Origin of the sequence: Achromobacter denitrificans NBRC 15125, assembly GCF_001571365.1 — a bacterium.
GTDB classification, from domain to species: domain Bacteria; phylum Pseudomonadota; class Gammaproteobacteria; order Burkholderiales; family Burkholderiaceae_B; genus Achromobacter; species Achromobacter denitrificans.
In genome coordinates this window covers 72,955-93,329 of the sequence record NZ_BCTQ01000021.1, presented here as the reverse complement: position 1 = coordinate 93,329, position 20,375 = coordinate 72,955, and the positions used below count along the sequence as shown (strand labels likewise).

Genomic DNA, 20,375 nt, shown 5'->3' with positions numbered 1-20,375 from the left:
TAGCCCATCAGGATTGCTTTCTCGATTTTCCAGCGCCATGAGCGACTTCCGCTACTGGAGCGGACGCGCGTTCGCCAACCCGCGCACCTTCATGCTCATCGGATTGATTGCGCTGATCGTGTTCCTGTTCCTGTTCGCCGACACCATGGAGATCGGCATGGCCTGGGCCGGCGCGGCGCTGGGCGTGCTGCTGCTCCTCTGGCTCTGCGTCTACCTCTGGCGCCGGCGCCGCACCCGCCGCGCCAACCAGAAGCTGGGCGACATGCTGGAACAACAGGTGCAGACGGGCGCCGCCGCCAACCGCAGCGAAATCGACGCATTGCGCGCCCGCTTGACGCAGGCCGTGCGCACCATCAAGACGTCCAAGATCGGCCAGACGTCCGGCAACGAGGCGCTGTACGAGCTTCCCTGGTACATCGTCATCGGCAACCCGGCGGCGGGCAAGAGCAGCGCCGTCATCAATTCTGGCCTGCAATTTCCCTTCGCCGACAAGAACGGCGCCGCCGTGCGCGGCGTGGGCGGCACCCGCAACTGCGACTGGTTCTTCACCACGGAAGGCATCCTGCTGGACACGGCCGGCCGCTATTCGGTGCACGAGGAAGACCGCAACGAGTGGATGAGTTTTCTGGATCTGCTGAAGCGGCATCGCCCGAAGGCGCCGATCAACGGCATCGTCGTGGCGGCCAGCATCAGCGAGCTGACGGACGCCGGCCCCGAATTCGCCATCAACCTGGCCAAGAACCTGCGCCAGCGCGTGCAGGAACTGACCGACAGGCTGGAAGTGTTTGCGCCGGTGTACGTGATTTTCACGAAGGCCGACCTGATTGCGGGCTTTTCGGAGTTCTTCGCCGACGCCGATGCCCGCGAGCGCGACCGCGTGTGGGGCGCGACGCTGCCGTATGGCGCCGACGAAAGCCGCGATGTGCTGACGCTGTTCGACGAGCGCTTCGACGAACTCTACGAAGGCCTGAAGGAAATGGGCACGGCGCAGATCTCGCTGCGCCGCAGCGGCGCCCTGCCCCCGGGGCTGCTGACCTTCCCGCTGGAATTCGCGGGCATCAAGCCGGCGCTGCGCACCTTCCTGTCCACGCTGTTCGAAACCAATCCGTTCCAGTACAAGCCGGTCTTCCGGGGCTTTTACTTCACCAGCGCGCTGCAGGAAGGCGCCTCGCGCAGCACTTCCACCGACAAGCTCGCCGAGCGCTTCGCGTTGCGCCCGGCCACGCGCGAAGCGGCGCGCAGCGTCACTTCGCACAACGGCTTCTTCCTGCGCGACCTGTTCTCCAGCGTGATCTTCGCCGACAAGAAGCTGGTGCGCCAGCACGCCAGCCCGAACAAGGTTCGCATGCGCTACCTGACCTTCTTCGGCCTGGTGCTGGCGTTGGGCCTGGTGCTGGGCGGCTGGAGCTGGTCGTACCTGGGCAACCGGCAGCTGGCCAGCAACGTGCAGGCGGACCTGGACAAGGTGGTGCGCCTGCAAAGCGAGCGCACCGACCTGCAAAGCCGCCTGGAAGCCATGGAGATCCTCCAGGACCGCATCGAGCAGCTGGACCGCTATTCGACCAGCCGGCCGTTGTCGCTGGGACTGGGCCTGTATCAGGGCGATGTGCTCAAGCAGCGTCTGCTGGCCGAGTACTACAACGGCCTGCGCCAGTTCATGCTGGCGCCGGTCAAGGCCAGCCTGGAGGACTACCTGGGCCGCGTGGACGTGTCGCAGGCCGCCTCGGCCGGCGGCGCCCGCCCGGCGCCGCCGCCCCAGGCCCAGCCGGTGCGCGCCAATGCCGGCGACACGCTGTTCCAGGATGCCTCGCCCACCAACGTCGACGACGCCTACAACGCGCTCAAGACGTATTTGATGATGGCCAACCGCGAGCACGTGGAGCCCACGCACCTGTCCGACCAGATCACCCGATTCTGGCGCGGATGGCTGGAAACCAACCGGGGCGCCATGCCGCGCGACCAGTTGATCCGCAGCGCCGAGCGCCTGATCTCGTTCTATGTGGCGCGCGCGGCGGACGCGGACTGGCCCCAGATCGAAACCAACCTCGCCATGGTCGAACGCATGCGCGGCAACCTGCGCAGCGTGATGCAGGGCATGCCGGCGCGCGAACGCGCCTATGCCACGCTGAAGGCGCGCGCGGCCACCCGCTACCCCGCGATGACCGTGGCCCGCATCATGGGCGAGGCCGACGCCGCCGTGGTGGCGGGCAGCTACGCGGTGCCGGGCACGTTCACCCGCGAGGCCTGGGAGCAATACATCGAGCCGGCCATCGGCGAAGCCGCGCGTCGCGAGGTGCAGACGAGCGACTGGGTGCTGGGCGTGAACGCGCGCGACGACCTCACGCTGGAAGGCAGCCCCGAGCAGATCCAGAAGAGCCTGGCGACGATGTACAAGACCGAGTACGCCCAGGAATGGCAGAAGATGCTGCGCGGCGTCACGATCAAGCCCTTTACCAGCTTCGATCAGGCGGTGCACGGCATGAACCGCCTGGGCGATCCGCAGAACTCGCCGCTGGTCAAGCTGATCAACACCACGTATGAACAGACGTCTTGGGACAACCCGTCGCTGATCAACACCGGCATTACGCAGGCGCAGACGGGCGTCGTCGCCTGGTTCAAGCGCGTGATCCTGCGCCAGGGCCAGCCCAAGCCGACCGAGGCGGCGCCGGGCGGCGAACAGATCCCGATGGGTCCGGTGGGCCGCGAGTTCTCCGACGTGGCGCGCCTGGTGGTCACGCGCGACAACCAGTCGCTGCTGGGCAACTACATGGGCGCCCTGTCCAAGATCCGCACGCGCTTCAACCTGATCAACAACCAGGGCGATCCCGGCCCGGGCGCGTTGCTGCTGATGCGCCAGACGCTGGAAGGCAAGGATTCGGAACTGGCGGACGCGCTCAAGCTGGTGGACGAGCAGATGCTCGCCGGCCTGACGCCGGCGCAGCGCGAGACCCTGCGCCCCTTGCTGGTGCGCCCGCTGATCCAGGGCTATGCCGTCGCCATGCAGCCCGCGCAGACCGAACTGAACAAGGTCTGGAATGCGCAGGTCTATCAGGGCTTCACGCAGAACCTGGCGGAAAAGTACCCGTTCTCGACCAAGGCGGGCATCGAGGCCAGCGGCGAAGAGATCGCGCAGGTATTCGGCCCGCAAGGCAGCATCGCCAAGTACGTCAACGAGACCCTGGGTCCGCTGACCGTGCGCCGGGGCGACATCCTCACCGCCCGCACCTGGGGCGACATGGGCATCGATCTGCAGCCGTCGTTCACCGCGAACTTCGCGCAATGGGTTGCCCCGCTGTCGGGCGGCGCGGCCGGATCGGGCGCGGCCAGCCAGCCGCAGACGCTGTTCCAGATCCAGCCCAAACCCGCGAGCGGCGTCACGGAGTACACCATCGAGATCGACGGCCAGCAGCTGCGCTACCGCAACACGCCGCCGCAATGGGTCAACTTCGTCTGGCCCAACGCGCAAGGCGCACCCGGCGCGCGCATCACGGCCGCCGCCTTCGACGGCACCACGGTCGAAATCGTGAACGAGCCCGGCCGCTTCGGCCTGGAACGCCTGATTTCCGGCGCCGAGCGCAAGCCCAATCCTGACGGCAGCTTCGAGATGAGCTGGACCAAGTCCAACATTACCGTTCCGGTCAGGCTGCGCATCATCAGCAACGCCCAAGCGGCCAGCGCCGGCGGCACCGAGCCGGGCAGCCAGGGCCTGCGCAACCTGCGCCTGCCCGCCACGGTCGCGGGCGCTTCCCCTCAACCCTCCGTCGCCCCGACGCCTGCCGGAGCGCAGCAATGAGCCATCCGCAGTCCCCGATGTTCCGTACGGCCTACTTTGGCAAGATTCCGTCGCGTGGCGACTTCGTCAAGAACACCTCGCATCCGCAGCTGATGGCGACGCTGGACGCCTGGGTGGCGAACACCATGGAGATCCTGGCGCAGGACCCGCACTGGAAGACGCTGTACGACGAGGCCCAGCCGGTGCCGTTCGCGGTGCTGGGCTCGCGCGGCAAGCTGGCCATCGCGGGCCACTTGCAGCCCAGCCGCGACCAGTCCGGGCGGCGCTTCCCGTTCATCAGCGCAACCTCCGTGGAAGTGTCGCGCCCGCTGGACTTCATCGCGCGCAGCCCGCTGGCCTTCAGCCGCATGTGGAATCGCATGGACGCGGCTGCCTCGCAACTGATGCAGGAAGGCGACCCGGCCGCCGTGCTGCAAACGCTGAACGGCCTGGAAGGAGAAATCCGGACCGCCGCCGACGACGGCTTCGACGCCTTCGTCGACCTGCAGACGATCGAGCGCGTGGAAGCGATGCTGCGCGGCAACGGCCACGCGGCCAGCATGCACGACATCGTGCTGGCGCTGGGCATCCTGCTCGCGCCGGTCATGTCCAGCGGCTCATCGCAGCTGGATACCGGCCTGGCCCTGCCGCTGCCGGACGACCCGCTCTACATCAATCTGATGGCGACGTACTGGATGACGCTGATAGCGCCATTCCTGAATCGCGCCGACTTCGAGATCGCCCTGTTCATCGGACGGATCGCGGGCAAGCACCGCTTGGTGGTGGGCTTTCGCGGCGCGTCGCCGCAGACGCTGGCGACCCTGCTGTCGACGCCGCAGACCTTGTCGCAGCACTACATCGTGCTGGAGGACGCTCCCTGGGTGCGCGACCACGTCAGCGCCAGCCACGGCCTGGCCAAACTGTCGAGCTATCTGGATCAACCGCGGCTCTCCCTGCGCCAGGCGCTGGAGACCTTCCGCGAAGTCTTTATCGGAGCCTAGGACATGCGCACATTCTTTCTGGTCCTGGCTGCCGCCCTCTCCTGCTCGGCGCATGCCCAGGACGCGGCCACGGTGGTTCCCGCCAATGTCATTCCCCAGCCTGGCCAAGTCGTCGCCAGCGGCGCGGTGCCGGACGAGGCCACCAAGGCCGACGTGCTGCAGCGGCTGCAAAAGGTGTATGGCGTGGGCAACGTGATCGACCGCATCGATGTGGGCGGCGTCGTCGCTCCGCCCAACTGGTCGCAGCACGTGGGCAAGCTGCTGGACAGTCCGCTCAAGCAGATCAACCGGGGCCAGCTGGAAATCGACGGCACGCAGATCCGGCTGCGCGGAGAGGTGGACAACGAAGCCTCGCGCCAGCAGATCGCCAGCACTTTCGCGACCTCGCTCAATCCCACCTACAAGATCGTCAACGGCCTGCGCGTGTCCGCCGGCAAGGACGAGCAGGACGTGCTGGACAACCTGCTGAGCAATCGCGTGGTGGAATTCGAAACAGGCAGCACCCGCTTGACGGCGCGCGGCCGCGAGCTGCTGGACCGCGTGGCCGACGCCGTGCCCAAGCTGCGCGCCGACAAGATCCAGATCATCGGCCATACCGACAGCTCCGGCAGCCGCAGCACCAATCTGGCGCTCAGCCAGGCGCGCGCGGACGCGGTGCGGGATTATCTGGTGGACAAGGGGCTGCCGGTGTCGCGCTTCGAGGCCATGGGCGCCGGCCCCGACCAACCGGTGGCCACCAACGCCACGCCGGAAGGCCGCGCCAAGAACCGGCGCATCGAGTTCCGCGCGGCCAGGTAAGGCCACGCCCGCCGGGGGCTGCGACGGCGGCGTTGCCGGCTCGCCGCGACTTGCGGCCGCCCGGCGACGTCTCAGTTGCCCTCGCCGGCCTTCTTGATGCCGAGCAACTCTTCCAGGCCCGAGAGCGTCTCGTCGTTCTTGACCACCGTGCGCAGCCACAGGTGCAAGGACATTTCGCCCCAGCTCGCCGCCTTGTCGGCCAGGTACGCGACCGGGCTGTGCGGTTCGGTGCGGCGGAAGAAATCCGCTACCTCGCGCAGTTGCGCCAGCGCCTGTTCGCGGGTCTGGATCGGTCCGCGCGCGGCGGCCGGCGGGGCGCCATGAGCCGGCGCTTGAACAGCGGGAAAGTGATCGGCGGCGGGCAAGGTGGGCTCCACACGGGCGGGAACGGCGGGCGCGGAAGCCGCCGGCGACGATGCGGCCGCCAGGTCGGCGCGAACCAGCAGGCCGGCGTCGCGCGCGAACCGATGCGCCAGCTCCGTGACATTGCGCAGCGACTCGCGCACGCGGGAGAACGCCGGGCTGTCTTCGCCCAGCCGCTCATCCAGCGTGCGCTCCAATTGCGCGAGCGATTGCGCGCAGCCCTCAAGCTGCGCGTCCAGTTCGGAATAGAACGACGGCGGCGTATCGCGCCGCGCCGCATCGTAGCGGTCGAGCGTGAGCTTGCCGCGCGTCAGTTCATTGGCGTTGTCCGGCGTGCGCTTCACGGCGTTGGCCAGCTGGCTCGCCGCCTCCCACAGCACCGCCCCATAACGCGCGCCATCGGCCTGGGTCAGCGGAATCTCGCCGATGAGTTGCTGCGAGCGCGACAGCAGCCACGCCAGGTTGCCAACGCGCTGCTGCACGTCGCCATCTTCGGGCACGGGATGCAAGCCTTCCCAGTAATCGCGGCAAAGGCCGTCGATCAGCAGGTAGCCATCGCGCAGGCCCGCGAACCCGCGCGTCTTGGCCCAGGCTTCCGCAAGCCAGGACGCGATGCGTATGTCTTTGCTGCGATCGCGCAGCACCGTGGAACAAATGCGCGCCACCTCCGGCCAGTCGGCTTCTTTCAGGTCGATGACCCAATCGCCCTGGTCGAGCTGGGGATCGTCATGCCGGCGCGCCTCGCGGATCGCGTCGAACTCGGGCGAGAACACCAGGTCTACGCCGCATGGCGCGTCGCCGGGTATCGGTTGCAACAGGGCGTTGAGGTCGGTCATAGGGGCAAGTATGTAAGTAGGCGCAAATCATCCCACAACTGTTTACGTATTAGGTTCAAAGATGACACTTCCTATTACAAGGCGCATCATGATGCTTCGTTATGATCTGGGCTCCTAGCCAAGGAGCATTCATGACGACGAAATCGATCCGCATGCTGCCGGACGGGCACTTCATCGCTGGCGCGCCGCGCCGCGCGCCCGACGGCACCATCGTCGGCGGCGACGGCCCGATCACCCGCGCGCCGGACGGCACCTATGTGGCCGGCACTCCGCAACGCGCCCCGGACGGCAGCTACAAAGGCGGCGGCGGCCCGGTGCGCATGGCGCCCGACGGCACCTTCGTGGTCGGCCCGGCCCGGCTTGCGCCGGACGGCACGTATCTGTAAGCAAGTATCTCGCACGCAACATGTCCCAACGCTCCGTCATCCGCAAAGGCGATAAAACGTCGCACGGCGGCATCGTCGTGACCGGCGACGAAACCGTCGTCATCTTCGGGCAGCCCATGGCCCGCGTCGGCGACCGCGTCACCTGCCCCCAATGCGGCGACACGCACACCATTGTCGAAGGGGTGCAGAACGTCAGCTCGGACCGCATGACCGCCCTGGAGGGGATGCGCACGTCCTGCGGCGCCACGCTGATCGCCAGCCAGCACTTCTATCAACTGGAATACGGCTGAGCGCTCGCGCGCGTTCGCGTGGAGTTTGCCTCCACACGGCTGGCGGCGCGCCGCGCGCTCATAGCGTCATGATCGGCTGGTCTTCGATCCGGAAAAACAAGGCGCTCGGCCCCATGAAGCCCGTCGCGTCCAGATATTCGAACTCGACGCGCTGGCCCGGCGCGGCCGCCTGCCCGAAGTGCTCGACCCGGTACATCAGGCCCCCGATGCGATAGTTGTGGACCAGCGTGGACACGTTCGAGTTGGTCGCGCGCATGCGATAGGTCACGATTTCCTCCACCAGCCCGCGCACCCCGTGCTTGTAGCGGGCGCGCTTCAGCCTGGGGCTGCGCATGCCCAGCACGAGCCCCATGAGGACGAAGAACGCGGCCAGCAGGACCAAGGGCCCCAGGAACAGGCTGCCGACCAGCGGCACCAGGGCAAGCGCGAACAGGAACTTGCGCACGCCCAGTTCTTCCTTGCGCACGGCCTGGCGGTCGGCATCGCTGACTTCCTCGACCGAATTCCAGGCCTGCGCGCTCATCGGGTATTCGGCCCGCAGCAGCACGGGCGGCGCGTCGGGCTGCAGGGGCAGCAGATGCAGCCGCACGGGCAGGTCCGTCAGCGCCGCGGCCGTCAGGGGCCGGAAGCCGCTGCGGGTGTCCCTCGCGACCTCGTTCCAGAACGGCAGGGCCACCTCCACGCGTTGCTCGCCGAAGGCGTAGCAAATGCCGGGCCCCGCGGCCGGGCCGAAGGCGGTCAGGTGGCCGGAAACGATCTGCTTGGGCACGCGCCCCTTCAATACCCGGTTGTAGCGGCGCCAGGCGCGCGGCAGGCGCAACAGCCTGCGTCCAAGAAAGACCGCAAAGCCCGCCATCGCCGCCGCGCACAGCAGGACCACCACGCCATCGGCGCCGCGGCGCAAGCTGCGGTCGGATGCCAGCAGGACGACGAACAGGATCGCACTGCTGGTCAGCAGCAGGAACATCAGGCCGGCGAATACGGCCGTCAGCGATCTTCCGCCGCGGCTGCGCCGCAGCAGCAGGAGGTCCTCATCGGCCAGCGGTTCTTCGGTGACTTGCAGGGTTGCACTCATCTCGCGCGGCCGTCTCCATCGTCATGGCGTGCCGCGATGATAACTGCCCCGCGAGCGCCCTCAATAGATCCCGTAGGGGACCTCGACCGCCAAGGGCGTGCCGCCCCGGGCCGGGCGCAGCGCGTAGGCATGCACCGTGCCGTCATCGCTGGCCAGCGGAACCTCCTTGCGCTCCACGGCGTAACGCTGGCCGTCGAGCTCCAGCGTGCGCGGCGCGACCGCCTTCGCCTGGGCCGGCAACAGCAAGCCGCCCAGCTCGTCGGCCATGTCCGCGAATTCGTAGTCGAGCAAGGCCCCTTCCGCGCGCAGCAACTGCACGCGGGGCCGATACGGCGCGGCATCCAGGTTCCAGCCGTTGACCAGATCGGTGATCCACGGGCCCGGAATGCCATAAGTGCCGTCCAGCTCGGCTTCGCTGATCTCCGGGCCGACCACGACCAGGCAGCACACCGTCTTGCCGGCCCCGTGGTCATAGACAGCCCACCGGCTGCCCGCGGCGGCCACGCCAGGCAGCATCGAGTAGCGGTATTGCTGATTGAACTGGGCGTCGGACACCTTGCGCCAGGCGCCGACGATGGGCGGCTGCGCCGATGCGGTTGCCGATTGCGGCGCGGGCGCCGGCGCGGACGGCTGTGCCTGGCAGGCCAGCGTCATCGCGAAGCCGGCGATCAGGGCGGTCGTTCTGAGCGGGAGACGGATCATTTCCGGTGTTGGGCGGTGTGGCGCGATTCTAGGGGTATGGTCGAGCAATACATCGGTCTGCGTTCCGGCCGGGCTAATTCGGCGACTTGCCCTTCTTGCGCGTCGCGCGCTCGGCCAGTCGCAACGCCATATCCTGCTGGCGCCGCATCAGTTCGGCGATCTGCTCGGCGTAGAGGTCGGTGAGGTCGCCGCCCAGGGGCTCCGGATCGGTCATGTCGTCGATCACCACGAGCGTCCCCGCCTGATCCACGCCCCAGATCCGGCTGCCGTCGCCCACGATCTTCAACACGGGCAGGATGCCGGGCAAGCCGGCTTCGGCGAGCTGGCGCTGCTGCGCCGAGATGCTGGCCCATTCGGGCAATTCCGGCGCATCGATGCCCAGCAGCACCAGACCGCGCCAGAAAGTCCAGGCAGGGCCCACCTCGAACTCCTTCGCGCGCGGCCAGACTTCCTCGCGCGCCATCACGCACAGACCATTGGTGCGCTGGCAAAAGGCCGCGAACGCCGCCGGCAGCGGAAAGCCGACGGCGGCCTCCAGCCCGGCGATCGATTCCGCATCGGGCACGGGCGCGGCCACGACCTCGAAATACTGCGTCTCCACCGGATCCAGGATCTCCCAGATGCGTTCGTGAAACTGTTCGGCGGCCATGGTCATGCAAACATCCTGAAGCTGAGAAAATCCTGGCCCGCCGCAAAGGCGGGAACCTTGAGGGCGACCACTATATCCTTGAATGCGGCGATCCGGCGGACGCGCCGGTAATGCCCGCGAACCAGCCGCGCAGGTTCGCGTCCGCGACGGGATGCGCAAGGCCCCGGCCGCCCCGCGCTCAGAAAATCTGCCAGATCATGTGCAGGCTGATCAAAGTCATCACGATCCTGAAGCCGAGCCGGAAGGTCGCCTCGGGCAGGTTGTCCAGCGTGCGGGTGCCGACCCAGGTGCCGGCCACCCCGCTGGCGATCATCGCCGCGATCAGGGGCCCCCACTGCGCGTACGCGAAACCCAGGGTACCGAAGACCAGGATCTTCATGCCGTGCTGAATCACCATGCAGGCCGCGTGCGTGGCCACCAGCGGCTGCTTGATCAGCCCCGTGCTGGCGAGCAGCGCGGCGACCAGCGGCCCGGTGGCGCCCACCAGCATGGTGCAGAAACTGGACACCGCCCCGCCCAGCACGAAGTACGTCTTGCCGTGGGTCCGGGCCACGGCGCTGGGTTTCTTGCGGTAGACCGACCACAGGATGAAGAGCGCCAGCGCCCCCTTGGCCAGCGCGTCCGGAATGCTGACCACCACCGAGGCGCCCAGCGCGATGCCCGCCAGGCTGCCCAGCGTGAACCAGACCAGCAGGCTGCCCACCAGGTAGCGGCGCTGGATGATGACGCGCCCGCCGTTCGAGCCCATCTGCACCACGCCGTGTACCGGCAGCACGCTGGTTACCGGCAGGCCCAGGCTCAACACCGCCAGCATGGCCACGCCCCCGCCCAGGCCCATCGCGGCGGTCAGCGCCGACGTGAGAAAGCTGGTGACCACCAGGACGGCGGCGAACACGGGCGTGATTTCCGGCGGGACGAATGACATGGCGTTCTCGGGTGGGCGGACGGCGCCCGACAGTCTAATCGCGCCGGCCTGCGCCGTTATTGAATTTCTTTCATAACTGATCTGATCCGGGGCCGATAGATGCCCGCGCGCATCGCTCCTATCATCGACGTTCCTGGGCGCGAGTCCGCGGGCAAACACGAGAGTTCGAGCAAGGAGCGGCAAAGGTGGACGATCTGGAAGCATGGAAAAAGCTGGCGCGCGATCACCGCGGCGTAACCCGGGAACTGGCGGCGTTCATCGCGGGAATAAGGCCCGGCGACATCCCCGCCAAGACCCGCGCCATTCTCGACGACGCCCTGGTGGACGCGCTGGGCTGCGGCCTGTACGGCCTGACGACGCCCTGGGGCCGCATCATGGCCGACTTCGCTCGCGAGCAGCAGGGTCCGGCCGAAGCCGCCCTGTGGGGCGGCGATGCGCGCGTCAGCGCGGTCAACACGGTGCTGGCCGGCGGAACCGCCATCCACAGCTTCGACTTCGACGACCACAGCCGCGCGAAGATCCACCCGGGCGCCCTGGTGGTGCCCGTGGTGCTGGCGCTGGCCGAACGCCAGCGGGCCGGCGGCGACCTGATGCTGGCGGGCATGGCGGCGGGCTACGAAGCCATGAACCGCGTCAGCCAGGCAAGCAACCCGAGCCGCACGCGCATGCGCGGCTGGCACCTGACCGGCACCACGGGCACCTTCGCGGCAGCGGCGGCCGCCTGCGTGATGCTGGGGCTCGACGCCGACACGACGGCCAGCGCGCTGGGCCTGGCCGGCACGCAGTCGGCGGGAACCTGGGCCTTTACCTCCGACGGCGGAATGAGCAAGCGCATGCACCCCGGCCGCTCCGCGCAGGCCGGACTAATGGCGGCCCTGCTGGCGCAACGCGGCTTCGTCGGCCCGCGCTACATCCTGGAGGCCGAGGACGGCGGGCTGCTGTTCGGCATGTCGGACACGCCGCGCCCGGGCCTTCTGGTCGAAGGACTGGGCCGCCGCTGGCATTCCGACGAAACCTGCTTCAAGCCCTACGCCTGCTGCGGCAGCAACCACGCCTGCGTCGACGCCGTGCTGGACCTCATGCGCGAGAACGGGCTCAAGCCCGCCGACGTCGAACGGGTCGTGGCCGGCGTGGCCGGCGTGGTCGACACGCAAACGGGCTTCGAATACCGGGCCGACTCGGTCTTGAACGCCCAGATGAGCCTGCGCTACAACATCGCCGTGGCGATGTTCGACGGCCAGGCCTACCTGGAGCAGTTCACGCCCGAGCGCATCGTCGAGCCGCAGGTGGTGGCCTTGGCGCAGCGCGTCGAAATCGAGATCGATCCGGAGATCGACCGCGCCTATCCGGAGATCTACGGCGGCCGGGTCACGCTCACCACCCGGCAGGGCAAGACGCTGAGCCGCAAGGTCGATTATTCGCGCGGCATGCCGGAAAACCCCATGTCGCGCGACGAGATCGACGGCAAATTCATGTCGCTGGCCTCGGCCGCGGCGGGCGCGGAATCGGCCGCCCGGATCCTGGAGGCCGCGCGCGGCGTGTTCGGCGCCGGCTCGGCCCAGCCCCTGGCCGACCTGCTGGCGCGAGCGCGCGTGGCCGGCCCGGCCGTCACGGCATGATCTTGTCCCAGTCGGGATTGCCCGAGATCTCGTCCACCAGGAAATTCACGAACGCGCGCACCTTGATCGACAGATTGCGGCTGGGCAGGTACACCACCGATACCGGCGGCCCCTCCCCCACGTAGTCGGTCAGGATCGGGCGCAGCCGCCCCGCGCGGATGGCCTCGGCCGCCGTGAAGTTGCTGATCATGGCGATGCCCAGGCCCGACGAGGCCGCCTCCAGCAGCGACTCCGCGTTGTTGACGTTGAGCTGCCCCGACACGGTCTTGGGGCAGGGCACGCCGTTCTTGCTGAACGGCCATTCCCGATAGCGGCCGGTGTGCATCAGCACGTAGGCCATGCAGTGGTGGCCGTCCAGGTCCTCCGGCGTGCGCGGCTCGCCGTGCTGCGCCAGGTATTCGGGCGAGGCGCAGGCCATGAAGCGCAAGTGGCACAGCTTGCGCGCGATCAGCCGGGCGTCGGCCGGCTCCCCGATCTGCACCGCAACGTCGATGCCCTCGTAGGCCAGGTCCACGTTGCGGTCGCTCAATTCCGCGTCGAGCACGAGGTTGGGATGCTGCTTCAGGAAGCGAGGCAGCATCGGCATGATCACGCGCCGCCCGAACCCCACGGGCAGGTGCACCCGCAGCCGCCCGTGCGCGCTGGACGTGGCCCGGCCCAGCAAGTTTTCGGCTTCCTCGATCTGCCCCAGGATCTGCAGGCAGTGCTCGAAGAAGCTGGCGCCGTCGTTGGTCAGGCCCACCGAACGGGTCGTGCGGTGCAACAGCCGCACGTCCAGCTCCTGTTCGAGCCGGGTAATGGCCTTGCTGACCGCCGAGGAAGTAAGCCCCAGGCGCTTGGCGGCCTGGGTAAAGCTGCGCGTCTCCGCCACGTGGACGAACACGCGCAACGCATTGAGATTCTCCACCTTCCGCCTCCCCTTTTCTCGCGAATCACTTTAGTGAAATCAATTCACTAGTATTTTGAATTTCGAGTAATTGATCCGTTTTTATAGCGTAATTAGACTGCAGGCATCAACCCATTACGAGAAAGCGCGCCGCAAGCACGACGCGCATCCGGAGACAAAAACCGTGGGAATATCCGACACCCGAACTGCTGCCCGCCAGACCCGGCGAACACTGGCCCTGGCGGCCTCGGCCCTGTTTTTCCTGGGCAGCGCGGCGCTGGCGGCGGAGGGATCCGCCGGCTCCTTTCCCGCCCGCCCGGTGAAGCTGATCGTGCCGTTCCCGCCGGGAGGCGGCACCGACATCCTGGCCCGCCCGCTGGCGCAGCGGCTGGGGGAATACTGGGGCCAGCCGGTGGTCATCGAGAACCGCGGCGGCGCGGGCGGCAACCTGGGCGCCGCGGCCACGGCGAAGTCCGCCCCCGACGGCTATACCCTGCTCTTCACGCCGGTCATCACCCTGGCGGCCAACCAGGCCTTGTACAAGTCGGCCGGCTACGACGCCGTGCGCGACTTCGCCGCGGTCACCATGCTGGTCAGCACCCCGAACATCCTGGCGGTGCCGGCCTCCCTGCCGGCGAAAACGGCGGCGGAATTCCTGGAATACGTGCGCGCCCAGCCCGGCCAGCTGAACTTCGCCTCGCCCGGCAACGGCACGCCGCCGCATCTGGCCATGGAAATCCTTGAGCGCATGGCCGACGTGAAGATCACGCACGTGCCCTACAAGGGCACCGGCCCCGCCGTCACCGACCTGATCGCCGGCCGCGTGCAGGCGATGATGGTGAATGCCCCCGTGGCGCTCCCGTACATCAAGTCCGGCCAGCTGCGCGGCCTGGCCACCACCAGCGCCAAGCGCCCGTCCTCGGCGGCCGACCTGCCCACCTTGGACGAAAGCGGACTCAAAGGATACGAGGCCGACACCTGGTATGGCCTGTTCACGCCGACGGGCACGCCCAAGCCCGTCGTCGACAAGCTCAATGCCGACGTCGTCCGCGCGCTGAATTCGCCCGACATCAAGAAGCTCTACGCCGAGCAAGGCGCCGAGGTGGTGGGCGACAGCCCCGAGTCGGCTTCCGCCCGGGTGCGCGCCGACGTGATCAAGTGGCGCGACGTCATCAACGACATCGGCCTGAGGGTGGATTGAGCATGGCCGAGTCCCTCCCCCTCGCCGTCGTCCTGGGCCGGTTCGTCGCCGGCGTCCAGGCCGAACACCTGCCCGAGGAAGCGCGGCAGGCCGTGTCGCTGCGGCTGCTGGATACGCTGGCCGCCGCCGCGAGCGGCGTGCAACAAGGCGCCGAGCGGGGCCTGTTGGGGCTGCTGCCCGGCGACGGCCCGATCGCCGTCTGGGGCACCGCGGCCCGGCGCGGCCTGCGCGACGCCGTCATCATCAACAGCGCGGTGTCCCATTCCGCCTACTTCGAGGACGGCTGCCGCTACACAGGCGGCCATCCCTCCTCGGCGCTGATTCCGGCCGCGTTCGCCCTTGCCTGCGAGCGCGGATCGAGCGGCGCGGAGCTGGTCGCCGCCATCGTCGCCGGATACGAGGTGTTCCTGCGCCTGGGGCGGGCCATCTACCCGTCCACGGTGCAGCGCGGCTTCCAGAGCACGGCGATCCTGGCCGCGCCCGCCACGGCGGCGGCCGCCTCCGTGTTGCTGCGCCTGCCCGCCGAACGGGCCGCCCACGCCATCGCCATTGCCTGCAGCCACGGCGCGGGCCTGAAAGAAGCCCTGAAGAACGCCGGCAGCCAACCCTTGCAAGTCGGCCGCAGCAGCGAAGGCGGCCTGCTATCGGCGCTGTATGCCGCCCAGGGAGCCGACGGCGTTCCCGACGTGATCGAACGCGGCTTCTTCAAGGCCTACGCCGGAACCGCCTCGGCCGACATCGTGACGCGCGGACTGGGCCTGCAATGGGGCATCGGCAACACCTATCTGAAGATGCACGGCGGCTGCCGCGGCAATCATGCCCCGGTGGACGCCGCGGCGGGCCTGATGCGCGAGCACGGCCTCGCGCCCCGCGACATCGCGTCCATGGACGTGAGGGTCGATACCGTCACGCTGGCCGCCGAGGTGGCGGAACCCGCCAACGCCGACCAGGCCAAGTTCTCCATCGCGTTTTCCATCGCGGCGAAGCTGCTCAAGGGCGACGCCATGCCGCGGCGCTACACCGACGCCGCGCTGGCCGACGCCGAGATGCGCGCATTGATGGCGCGCATCCGGGTACGCGCCGATGCCGCCCTGGACGAAGGCTACCCCGACCGGCGCGGCGCGATGATCGGCGCGCGGACCGTCGACGGACGGGAACTGGACTACGCCCTGGACCGCGCGCTGGGCGAGCCGGAACAGCCCTACGCGCAGGCCGACATCGAACGCAAGTTCGACCTGACCGCGGGCGCGCTGTACGGCCCGTCCGCCGGCCGCATCAAAGACATGGCGATGTCGCTGCCGGCGCTGCCCGGGCTGACTCCGCTGAACGACCTGCTGCAAGCCAGCCACTCCTGACGAAGAGAACGATGAACGCCACCGAATTGCCCCACTACGAGGTCTACGCCATCCGCTACGGCACGCGCGACGCCAGGCGCGCCAACCATTTCATCGGCGGCGACCCTCACGACGCGCCCATGCCCATGGACTATTACGTATGGCTGGTGCGCGGCGAGGGCCGGCAATTCGTGGTCGACACGGGGTTCGGCGCCGAGGTCGCGAAGAAGCGCGGCCGCACGCTGCTGCGCCATCCGTCCGAGGCGCTGGCCCTGCTGGACGTGGACGTCGACACGGTGGAGGACGTGATCATCACGCATCTGCATTACGACCACGTGGGCACGTTCGATTGTTTTCCGGCGGCGCGCTTCCACCTGCAGGACGACGAGATGTCCTACGCCACCGGGCGCCACATGTGCTACCGGCAGTTCAACCACGGCTACGAGGTGGACGAGGTGATCGGCATGGTGCGCCTGGTCTACAAGGACCGGGTTCGCTTCCACAAGGGGAGCGCCGAACTGGCGCCGGGCCTGAGCGTGCACCGCATCGGCGGCCACACCCACGGATTGCAGTGCGTGCGCGTGCACACCCGGCGCGGCTGGGTGGTGCTGGCGTCGGACTGCAGCCACTACTACGAGCATTTCGAGAAGAAGCGCTCCTTCACCACGGTATTCCACGTGGGCGAATTGATCGACGGATACAACAAGCTCGACATGCTGGCCGACAGCCCGAAGCACATCGTGCCGGGCCATGACCCGCTGGTGATGCAGCGCTATCCGGCGCCCTCGCCGGCGCTCGAAGGCATCGCCGTCCGCCTGGACGAAGAACCCCGCTATTGATCTTCGTCCGGCCCTTTCATTCATTTCATCCGCAAAGACATTCCCATGAGTCGTTCACAACCCCCGCTTCTGGAAAACGCCACCCGCGACCTGGCCCGCTTCGCGGCGCAGTTCCGCTACGAGGACATTCCCGCCGAGGCCGTCGAGCGCATGAAGACCAGCCTGCTGGACAGCATCGGCTGCTGCCTGTACGGCGCAACGCTGCCGTGGACGCGGCGCGTGCAGGAGATGACCGAGGCCGAGCAGGCCGCGCCCATGGCCAGCCTGTGGGGCAGCGGCGCGAAGACCTCGATCGCCAACGCGGTGCTGGTCAACGGCACGGCCGGGCATGCGTTCGAGCTGGACGACATCCATAAGGAATCCATCGTGCACGCCGGCTCGCTCGCGGTGCCCGTGGCCCTGGCCTACGCCGAGCGCGACGGCGGCTGGAGCGGGCGCGACCTGATCGCCGCGCTGGTGGCCGGCTACGAAGTCGGCACCCGCGTGGGCAATGCCGCGACGATGAGCCTGTTCTATCGCGGCTTCCATCCGCAGGGCACGTCCGGCGTGTTCGTCGCGGCGGCGTCTGCCGGCCGGGCCCTGGGACTGGATCCCGAACGCATGCAGCATGCCCTGGGCATCGTCGGCTCGCAGGCCGGCGGCCTGATGGCCGCGCAGGAAGGCGCCATGGTCAAGCGCTTCCACGCGGGGCGCGCCGCGCAGAGCGGCGTGTACGCGGCGGAACTCGCCAGGCGAGGCTTCACCGGCATCGTCGACGTGCTGGAGGCGAGCTACGGCGGCTATCTCAGTTCCTATTCCGACAAGCCCAACGCCGCGCGCCTGACCGACGGCCTGGGCGAGGTCTGGGAAACCGCCAAGGTGGGCTACAAGCCGCATGCCAGCGTCACCAGCATCCACGCCGCGCTGGACGCGCTGACGCACATCATGCGGTCCAACGATCTGAAGGCGGCCGATATCGCCTCGATCCGGGCCGGCGTCAGCCACATGACCTACGTGCACTGCGCCTGGGCGTACAAGGCGCAGGGCGTGACCGCCGCGCAGATGAACCTCTACTACGGTCTGGCCGTGATCGCGCACGACGGCGTGGCCTTCGTCGACCAGTACGACGAAAAGCGGCTGTCCGACCCGGCGCTGCTCGATCTCATCGGGCGCACCGAGGCCTACGAGGATGCGGAGATCGAGGCCATGGGCCCGCCGTTCCGCCACGCGGCCACCGTGACGGTGAAGACGCGCGACGGCCGCGATTTCACGCACCGCATCCTGAACCGGCGCGGCAGTCCGGAGAACCCAATCTCGGCCGGCGACGTGGAATACAAGTTCCGCAACGTCGTCCGCTCCTGCCTGCCGGCGGACAGGATCGACCGGCTGGTCGAGCTGTGCGCGCGGCTGGACACGCTGTCCAGCCTGGACGACCTGATTTCCATCGTGAGCGCGCCCCGCGCTTGATTCTTTCTTTTCCGATTCAGCTTTTCAAGGAACCCGCGGAACCATCATGGCAAAAACCATCGCAGAACAACTCGCTTCCCACTTCGTCGACTTCCGTTACGACACGCTGACGCCGGACACCCGCAAGGCGGTCAAGCGCCTGCTGCTGGACTATCTGGGCGTCGGGGTCGCCGGCAGCCAGACCGGCAGCGGCAAGATCGCGCGGGAGTTCGCCGCGTCCACCGGCGGCTTCGAACAGGCCACCCTGCTCGGCGACGGACGGCGGGTGCCGGCCATGCAGGCGGCGCTGGCCAATGCGATCTCGTCCCACAGCGTGGAGCTGGACGATATCGACGTGCTCGCGCTGTTCCACTTCAGCCCGCCCGTGTACTCGGCGGCGCTGGCCACGGCCGAGCAAAAGGGCAAGGACGGTCGCGCGCTCGTCGCCGCGCTGGCGGCCGGCTGCGAAATGATGGAGCGGCTGAGCAAGGCCGCCAACAACTCACTGCGCAACCGGGCCTACCACACCACGCCCACCTGCGGCATCTTCGGCGCCACCGTCGCTTCCGGCTTTCTGCTGGACAACACCGCGGAGCAGGTCGTTTCCGCGCTGGGCCTGGCCGGCGCGCAGTCGGGCGGCCTGATGGAAATGTACGGCCCCTCGATGCAGAAGCGGTTCAATCCCGGCCCGGCCTCGCGCAGCGGCGTGACGGCCGCGGCCATGGCCAACCTGGGCTTCACCGGCGCCGCCACCATCTTCGAGGGCGAACGCGGCTGGCTGCGCGCCTTCACCGACGCGAGCGATCCTTCCCAGCTGACGCTGGACCTGGACAAGCCCTATCAGCTGGACATCGAGTTCAAGCCCTATTCCTGCGCGCGCCCCATACACAACGCCATCGACTGCGCGCTGGACATCCGCAAGAAGCACGCGCCCGACCTGAACCGGATCAAGCGCATGACCATGGCGCGTCATCCCGACTGGGCGTTGTATCACCAGAACGCCCGTCCGCAGACTTATCACGAGGCGCAAGTCAGCCTGCCCTACTCCGTGGCGGTCGCCTTCACCGATGGCCAGGCCCTCTTCCCGCAATACAACAACGCGCGCCTGGAGGAGCCCATGCTGGTCAAGCTCTCGGAGATGCTGGAGATCACCGTGGACGACACCCTGCCCCGCGGCGTGTCGTGCAGGCTGACGGTGGAAATGGACGACGGCGCCAGGCATGTCTCGCAGGTCGACTATCCCAAGGGCTCGATCCAGAACTCCATGTCGGACGCCGAGCTGCGGGCCAAGTTCGACAGCCTGACGATTCCGGTGATCGGCGCGTCGCGCTCGGCCGAGGCCGCCGCCATGGTGGCGGACATCGAACAGTGCAAGGACGTAGGTCAGCTGATGCGGCTGCTGTCGCCGGCGGGAAACTGACATGGCCATGATCCAGACGGCCGGGGAGCCGCCGAGCTACGAGGTGTACGCGCTCAAGTACGCGACTCGGCCTGCCCTGCGTTCCGCCAACTTCGTGGGGGGAGACCCCCACGACGCCCCCATGCCGCTGGATTACTACGTCTGGGTCGTCCGCAACCAGGACCGGCTGGTCCTGGTGGACACCGGCTTCTTCCAGGACATGGCCGACAAGCGCCACCGCAGCCTGCTGCGCACGCCCGTCCAGGCCCTGGCGCTGATCGGCGTGCAGGCGGCCGACGTGCGCGACATCGTCATCACCCACCTGCACAACGACCACGCCGGCACCTTCGACGCCTGGCCCAACGCGCGCTTCCATCTGCAGGACGCCGAGATGGACTACGCGACGGGCCGGCACATGGCCTGTGGCGTGCACAGTCGTGCCTACGAGCCCGACCACGTGGCGGGCCTGATCCGCCTCGTCTACGGCGACCGCGTGGCGTTCCACGACGGCGACGGCGACATCGCCCCCGGCATCAGCGTGCACCGGGTCGGCGGCCACACGGCCGGCATGCAGGTGGTGCGCGTGCACACCGCCCGCGGCTGGGTGGTGCTGGCTTCCGACGCCAGCCACTTCTACGAGCACATCGGAGCGCGCCGCGCCTTCCCGCTGGTATTCCACGTGGGCGACATGTTCCAGGGCTATGCGCGCATCGAGGCGCTGGCCGAGTCGCCCGAGCACATCATCCCGGGCCACGACCCGCTGGTCATGGAGAAGTATCCGCCCGTCAGGCGGGACCTGGCAGGAATCGCGGCGAGGCTGGACGTCCCGCCGCTCACGCAGTAACGGCCGCCCTCGGGCGAGCAACAACGACGCA

General features: G+C 68.2%; 18 protein-coding genes. 12 read left to right on the top strand and 6 right to left on the bottom strand.

The genetic code is table 11. The features are described from left to right. Nucleotides 1–37 precede the first annotated feature (37 nt). Genes tssM through ADE01S_RS18285 form a run of 3 tightly spaced genes read left to right on the top strand, consistent with a single transcriptional unit; the run spans nt 38 to nt 5,571 of the window. Nucleotides 38–3,793, top strand: a complete 3,756-nt coding sequence (tssM, locus tag ADE01S_RS18295) for a type VI secretion system membrane subunit TssM (RefSeq protein ID WP_242663461.1) — start codon at nt 38–40, stop codon at nt 3,791–3,793. Next, nucleotides 3,790–4,773, top strand: a complete 984-nt coding sequence (tagF, locus tag ADE01S_RS18290) for a type VI secretion system-associated protein TagF (RefSeq protein ID WP_062683149.1) — start codon at nt 3,790–3,792, stop codon at nt 4,771–4,773. The genes tssM and tagF overlap by 4 nt, the downstream gene beginning before the upstream one ends. A gap of 3 nt (nt 4,774–4,776) precedes the next feature. Beyond that, a complete protein-coding gene (locus tag ADE01S_RS18285) occupies nt 4,777–5,571 on the top strand; it encodes an OmpA family protein (RefSeq protein WP_062683148.1) in 795 nt (264 codons plus the stop codon). 71 nt (nt 5,572–5,642) lie between these two features. Here the strand turns inward: ADE01S_RS18285 and tssA are convergent, their stop codons facing one another. After that, nucleotides 5,643–6,770, bottom strand: a complete 1,128-nt coding sequence (tssA, locus tag ADE01S_RS18280; protein WP_062683147.1) for a type VI secretion system protein TssA — start codon at nt 6,768–6,770, stop codon at nt 5,643–5,645. Nucleotides 6,771–6,901: 131 nt separating this feature from the next. Here tssA and ADE01S_RS18275 point away from each other — a divergent pair, with 131 nt between their 5' ends. Both ADE01S_RS18275 and ADE01S_RS18270 read left to right on the top strand, forming a co-directional pair. Then, on the top strand, nt 6,902–7,156 hold the full coding sequence (locus tag ADE01S_RS18275; protein ID WP_062683146.1) for a hypothetical protein: 255 nt from the start codon (nt 6,902–6,904) through the stop codon (nt 7,154–7,156). Between the two features lie 20 nt (nt 7,157–7,176). Beyond that, nucleotides 7,177–7,446, top strand: a complete 270-nt coding sequence (locus ADE01S_RS18270) for a PAAR domain-containing protein (protein WP_062683145.1) — start codon at nt 7,177–7,179, stop codon at nt 7,444–7,446. A 58-nt stretch (nt 7,447–7,504) separates the two neighbouring features. Here the strand turns inward: ADE01S_RS18270 and ADE01S_RS18265 are convergent, their stop codons facing one another. From ADE01S_RS18265 to ADE01S_RS18250, 4 genes are all read right to left on the bottom strand, one after another. Then, nucleotides 7,505–8,521, bottom strand: a complete 1,017-nt coding sequence (locus ADE01S_RS18265; RefSeq protein WP_062683144.1) for a hypothetical protein — start codon at nt 8,519–8,521, stop codon at nt 7,505–7,507. 60 nt (nt 8,522–8,581) lie between these two features. Then, complete coding sequence (locus ADE01S_RS18260; protein WP_062683143.1) at nt 8,582–9,223, bottom strand: hypothetical protein; 642 nt, start codon at nt 9,221–9,223, stop codon at nt 8,582–8,584. Nucleotides 9,224–9,296: 73 nt separating this feature from the next. Continuing rightward, on the bottom strand, nt 9,297–9,878 hold the full coding sequence (locus tag ADE01S_RS18255; protein WP_062683142.1) for an SMI1/KNR4 family protein: 582 nt from the start codon (nt 9,876–9,878) through the stop codon (nt 9,297–9,299). 172 nt (nt 9,879–10,050) lie between these two features. Further along, the gene (locus ADE01S_RS18250; RefSeq protein WP_062683141.1) at nt 10,051–10,797 is read right to left on the bottom strand and encodes a sulfite exporter TauE/SafE family protein; all 747 of its coding nucleotides are present in this window, start codon (nt 10,795–10,797) and stop codon (nt 10,051–10,053) included. A gap of 185 nt (nt 10,798–10,982) precedes the next feature. Here ADE01S_RS18250 and ADE01S_RS18245 point away from each other — a divergent pair, with 185 nt between their 5' ends. Next, nucleotides 10,983–12,416 carry an MmgE/PrpD family protein gene (locus ADE01S_RS18245; RefSeq protein ID WP_062683140.1) on the top strand — a complete coding sequence of 478 codons (1,434 nt, stop codon included), beginning with the start codon at nt 10,983–10,985 and terminating at the stop codon, nt 12,414–12,416. On the opposite strand, the gene ADE01S_RS18240 is transcribed toward ADE01S_RS18245, so the two are convergent. Beyond that, nucleotides 12,406–13,323, bottom strand: coding sequence for a LysR family transcriptional regulator (locus ADE01S_RS18240; protein ID WP_075873439.1), 918 nt, complete (start codon nt 13,321–13,323; stop codon nt 12,406–12,408). The two genes, ADE01S_RS18245 and ADE01S_RS18240, sit on opposite strands and share 11 nt — an antisense overlap. Before the next feature lie 163 nt (nt 13,324–13,486). Between ADE01S_RS18240 and ADE01S_RS18235 the strand changes: the two genes are divergently transcribed. From ADE01S_RS18235 to ADE01S_RS18210, 6 genes are read left to right on the top strand one after another with little or no spacing between them, the layout of a single operon-like run. Further along, nucleotides 13,487–14,503 carry a Bug family tripartite tricarboxylate transporter substrate binding protein gene (locus tag ADE01S_RS18235; protein WP_062683138.1) on the top strand — a complete coding sequence of 339 codons (1,017 nt, stop codon included), beginning with the start codon at nt 13,487–13,489 and terminating at the stop codon, nt 14,501–14,503. A gap of 2 nt (nt 14,504–14,505) precedes the next feature. Further along, nucleotides 14,506–15,858: an MmgE/PrpD family protein gene (locus tag ADE01S_RS18230; protein ID WP_062683137.1), complete on the top strand. Its 1,353-nt coding sequence runs from the start codon at nt 14,506–14,508 to the stop codon at nt 15,856–15,858. 11 nt (nt 15,859–15,869) lie between these two features. Continuing rightward, nucleotides 15,870–16,676, top strand: a complete 807-nt coding sequence (locus ADE01S_RS18225; protein WP_062683136.1) for an N-acyl homoserine lactonase family protein — start codon at nt 15,870–15,872, stop codon at nt 16,674–16,676. Nucleotides 16,677–16,721: 45 nt separating this feature from the next. After that, nucleotides 16,722–18,122: an MmgE/PrpD family protein gene (locus ADE01S_RS18220; RefSeq protein WP_062683135.1), complete on the top strand. Its 1,401-nt coding sequence runs from the start codon at nt 16,722–16,724 to the stop codon at nt 18,120–18,122. A 46-nt stretch (nt 18,123–18,168) separates the two neighbouring features. Beyond that, nucleotides 18,169–19,521, top strand: coding sequence for an MmgE/PrpD family protein (locus tag ADE01S_RS18215; RefSeq protein ID WP_062683134.1), 1,353 nt, complete (start codon nt 18,169–18,171; stop codon nt 19,519–19,521). A gap of 1 nt (nt 19,522) precedes the next feature. Continuing rightward, complete coding sequence (locus ADE01S_RS18210) at nt 19,523–20,344, top strand: N-acyl homoserine lactonase family protein (RefSeq protein WP_062683133.1); 822 nt, start codon at nt 19,523–19,525, stop codon at nt 20,342–20,344. The last annotated feature ends 31 nt before the right edge of the window (nt 20,345–20,375 follow it).

Excerpts from the sequence above, each read along its gene's own strand:
- tssM (WP_242663461.1), top strand. The coding sequence starts at position 38 with ATGAGCGACTTCCGCTACTGGAGCGGACGCGCGTTCGCCAACCCGCGC.
- tagF (WP_062683149.1), top strand. The coding sequence starts at position 3,790 with ATGAGCCATCCGCAGTCCCCGATGTTCCGTACGGCCTACTTTGGCAAG.
- ADE01S_RS18285 (WP_062683148.1), top strand. The coding sequence starts at position 4,777 with ATGCGCACATTCTTTCTGGTCCTGGCTGCCGCCCTCTCCTGCTCGGCG.
- tssA (WP_062683147.1), bottom strand. The coding sequence starts at position 6,770 with ATGACCGACCTCAACGCCCTGTTGCAACCGATACCCGGCGACGCGCCA.
- ADE01S_RS18275 (WP_062683146.1), top strand. The coding sequence starts at position 6,902 with ATGACGACGAAATCGATCCGCATGCTGCCGGACGGGCACTTCATCGCT.
- ADE01S_RS18270 (WP_062683145.1), top strand. The coding sequence starts at position 7,177 with ATGTCCCAACGCTCCGTCATCCGCAAAGGCGATAAAACGTCGCACGGC.
- ADE01S_RS18265 (WP_062683144.1), bottom strand. The coding sequence starts at position 8,521 with ATGAGTGCAACCCTGCAAGTCACCGAAGAACCGCTGGCCGATGAGGAC.
- ADE01S_RS18260 (WP_062683143.1), bottom strand. The coding sequence starts at position 9,223 with ATGATCCGTCTCCCGCTCAGAACGACCGCCCTGATCGCCGGCTTCGCG.
- ADE01S_RS18255 (WP_062683142.1), bottom strand. The coding sequence starts at position 9,878 with ATGACCATGGCCGCCGAACAGTTTCACGAACGCATCTGGGAGATCCTG.
- ADE01S_RS18250 (WP_062683141.1), bottom strand. The coding sequence starts at position 10,797 with ATGTCATTCGTCCCGCCGGAAATCACGCCCGTGTTCGCCGCCGTCCTG.
- ADE01S_RS18230 (WP_062683137.1), top strand. The coding sequence starts at position 14,506 with ATGGCCGAGTCCCTCCCCCTCGCCGTCGTCCTGGGCCGGTTCGTCGCC.
- ADE01S_RS18225 (WP_062683136.1), top strand. The coding sequence starts at position 15,870 with ATGAACGCCACCGAATTGCCCCACTACGAGGTCTACGCCATCCGCTAC.
- ADE01S_RS18220 (WP_062683135.1), top strand. The coding sequence starts at position 16,722 with ATGAGTCGTTCACAACCCCCGCTTCTGGAAAACGCCACCCGCGACCTG.
- ADE01S_RS18215 (WP_062683134.1), top strand. The coding sequence starts at position 18,169 with ATGGCAAAAACCATCGCAGAACAACTCGCTTCCCACTTCGTCGACTTC.
- ADE01S_RS18210 (WP_062683133.1), top strand. The coding sequence starts at position 19,523 with ATGGCCATGATCCAGACGGCCGGGGAGCCGCCGAGCTACGAGGTGTAC.